Origin of the sequence: Flavobacterium taihuense (genome assembly GCF_019351435.1) — a bacterium.
Taxonomy (GTDB): domain Bacteria; phylum Bacteroidota; class Bacteroidia; order Flavobacteriales; family Flavobacteriaceae; genus Flavobacterium; species Flavobacterium taihuense.
This window is the reverse complement of the sequence record NZ_JAHWYN010000065.1, coordinates 1-623: the sequence shown is the minus strand read 5'-3', so window position 1 is coordinate 623 and position 623 is coordinate 1. Positions and strand designations below refer to the sequence as shown.

Genomic DNA, 623 nt, shown 5'->3' with positions numbered 1-623 from the left:
CCTGGACGGTAAAAGACGCGAGCAACAACACAGCGACCTGCACCCAAACGGTAACCATAACAGATAACATCAATCCAACAATCACTTGTCCTGCGGCAGTGAGTGTCAATGTAGACGCTGGCTCTTGTGTGGCTACGGGAGTGGCTTTGGGCAGCCCGGTATTTGCGGACAACTGTTCGGGAGCCACGGTATCGAATGATGCGCCAAGCAGTTTCCCAATAGGCACCACCACGGTAACCTGGACGGTAAAAGACGCGAGCAACAACACAACTACCTGCACCCAAACGGTAACCATAACAGATAACATCAACCCAACAATTACCTGCCCAGCGGCAGTAAACGTGAACGTGGACGCTGGATCCTGCGTGGCTACAGCAGTTGCTTTGGGCAGCCCGGTATTTGCGGACAATTGTTCGGGGGCTACGGTATCGAATGATGCGCCAAGCACTTTCCCAATTGGAAGCACCACGGTAACCTGGACGGTAAAAGACGCGAGCAACAACACAGCGACCTGCACCCAAACGGTAACCATAACAGATAACATCAATCCAACAATCACCTGTCCTGCGGCAGTAAGTGTCAATGTAGACGCTGGCTCTTGCGTGGCTACGGGAGTTGCTTTG

At 52.8% G+C, this 623-nt stretch carries 1 protein-coding gene; it reads left to right on the top strand.

Going from position 1 to position 623, the window contains the following annotated elements; genetic code table 11:
- On the top strand, positions 1-623 hold a 623-nt coding region (locus KZH69_RS20390; RefSeq protein ID WP_219319307.1), incomplete at both ends, for an HYR domain-containing protein.